Source organism: Pseudoroseomonas cervicalis ATCC 49957 (assembly GCF_000164635.1).
GTDB classification, from domain to species: domain Bacteria; phylum Pseudomonadota; class Alphaproteobacteria; order Acetobacterales; family Acetobacteraceae; genus Pseudoroseomonas; species Pseudoroseomonas cervicalis.
In genome coordinates this window covers 212773-214994 of record NZ_GG770780.1, presented here as the reverse complement: position 1 = coordinate 214994, position 2222 = coordinate 212773, and the positions used below count along the sequence as shown (strand labels likewise).

The window sequence follows — 2222 nt, the reverse complement described above, 5'->3', positions numbered from 1 at the left end:
CGGCCCTGGCGGCGCGGCGCTGCGCCGGCGCCTGGCCTTGCTGCGCGCCGTGGTGGTGCCGGAGCGGCTGGTGCTGCCCGACGCCGCCAACCTCACCGAGGATGGCTGGCTGCGCCATCCGGGCGACATCCCGTCCCGCTTCGCCGCGCTGCTGGACCGGCTGCACTGGTGGGCGCTGGTGCTGCGCCAGGCGCGGGCCGCCACGCTGCAGGGCCGCGCCGCCTGAACCGAAGGCGGGTGCAGGGGACCCTGTCCCCTGCTGGGGGAGTTTGAGGGGGCAAAGCCCCCTCAAAGCCCCATCAGGTCGAGGGTGCGGCCGATGATGCGCGCCTCGTCGAAGCGTTCCACCGCGCGGGCCCGCCCCGCCGCCCCCATCCGCGCACGCAGCTCCGGATCGGCGGCCAGCCGGTTCAGCGCATCGGCCAGGGGTTCGACGGTCATGGGCGGCACCAGGAAGCCGGTCTCGCCCGGCACCACCTGCTCGCGCGGGCCGCGGATGTCGGTGGCGACGACGGGCAGGCCGGTCAGCATCGCCTCGATCACCGACATGGGCAGGCCCTCGAAATGGCTGGGCAGGCAGAACACATCCGCCGCCGCCAGCAGGCGGTCCACATCGGTGCGGTAGCCCAGGCGCTTCAGCCTTGGCCCCAGCACCCGCTCGGCGCGGGCGAAATCCTCGGCCATGTCGGGGCCGTGGTCGGTCGGTAGCCGCTCCCCCACCACCCAGAGGGTGGCGTTGGGCACCGATTCCATCGCCCGCAGCAGCTCGGGGTGGCCCTTGTGCCGCACCAGGCGGGAGACGATGACGATGACGCACTCGCCCTCCGCCGCGCCCAGCTCGGCCCGCAGGGCGGCGCGGGTGGCGGGGTCGGGGCGGAAGCGCTGCGGGTCGCGGCCATTGCCGATGCCGATGGCGTTGCGGGCGATGCCGAGGCGCCGGGCATCCGCTGCCTCCTCCTCGCTCACCGTCAGGAAGACATCGGTGGCGCGGCCGCCCAGCCATTCCAGGCCCAGCGACAGCCCGCGCCGCCAGGCCGGGCCCGGCTGGTTGAACAGGAAGCCATGCCCCGTATAGGCGATGCGCGGCACCCCCGCCGCCTTGGCCGCCGCCCGCGCCAGCAGGCCGGAGATCGGCATATGCGCGTGGACGAGGTCGAAGCGCTCGGCGCGGAAATGCCGCAGCAGGGCGGCGAAGGCGCGGCCCTGGGCCAGCGGGTTCAGGCTGCGCGCCATCGGCACCGGCTCGATGCGAAAGCCCTCGGCGCGCGGCACATCGAGCAGCGGGCCCTCGGCGCAATAGCCCACCGCCTCATGCCCGCGGTCGCGCGCGCCGCGCATCACCGGCAGCAGGAAATGCCGCATGGCAAAGTCGACATTGCAAACAAACGCTATTTTTTTTGGCATCTGCCGGTCATGGCCCAGACGAGAGTCGCTTCACTGAGGCCGCGCGCTCCGGCCCAGCCGTGCCGGCGACCCCGTCACCACCAGTGCCCCTTGCGAGTGCAGCGTCCCGCCACCCCACCCGACGGCGGCAGCCCGAAAAAATCAGTCGGATGTGGTGGGGTTGGGGAGGTTCACGCGGCTCAGCGCCCATTGCACCGAGGCGGTGCCGGGCTCGGCCGAGAGCACCACCTGGGAGGTGCGGCGCGGCTCGCCGGCCATGAAGACGCTTTCCTCGACGGTGAGCCGGGCGCGGCTGGCGCGCAGCCGCCAGGAGGCACCGGAGGGCAGGCGCAGCAGCACCGCATTTTCTTCCTGTTGCGGGCTGGCCACCACGCCGGGATGCAGGTGGAAGCGCACCGCATAGGCGGGGATCTCCTCGCCCTCGACCGAATCCTCGCCGCGCAGGTCGTCGCCGGATTCGGAGAGGTAGAGGCGGCGGCGGTGCAGCGCGCCGAAGCCGCGCCGGTAGCCATCATGGCTGGCGTCCAGCCATTGCGCGCCATTGGCCTCCTGGCGCTCGGCCTCCACCGCCTCGGGCCGGCGGCCGAGGCCTTCCTCGCGCAGCTCGCTGCTGTTGGTGTCGGCCAGCACCAGGGTGGAATGCGCGGCGGTGGCGCGCAGCGCGTCGCGCCAGGCGCCCTCGGCGGCCGGGGCGGCACCGCAATTGACGATCAGCCGGTCGCGGCCGACCGACATCTCGAAGGCCAGGGTGCCGGCATGGTGGTAGCGGTCGGCATGGCGCGGCAGGCCGCCCGGGGCGGGGGCGCCGCGCCCCTCGG

General features: G+C 73.8%; 3 protein-coding genes. 1 reads left to right on the top strand and 2 read right to left on the bottom strand.

Features of this window, described 5'->3' with window-relative positions:
• The coding region (locus HMPREF0731_RS14410; RefSeq protein WP_007004890.1) for a hypothetical protein at positions 1 to 226 on the top strand (226 nt) is incomplete at its 5' end.
• A 62-nt stretch (positions 227 to 288) separates the two neighbouring features.
• On the opposite strand, the gene HMPREF0731_RS14405 is transcribed toward HMPREF0731_RS14410, so the two are convergent.
• Positions 289 to 1404 (bottom strand): glycosyltransferase family 4 protein, encoded by a 1116-nt coding sequence (locus HMPREF0731_RS14405; protein ID WP_007004889.1) that lies wholly within the window; start codon positions 1402 to 1404, stop codon positions 289 to 291.
• A gap of 141 nt (positions 1405 to 1545) precedes the next feature.
• Positions 1546 to 2222, bottom strand: a 677-nt coding sequence (locus HMPREF0731_RS14400; protein WP_007004888.1) for a heparinase II/III family protein, incomplete at its 5' end; no start/stop codon positions are given.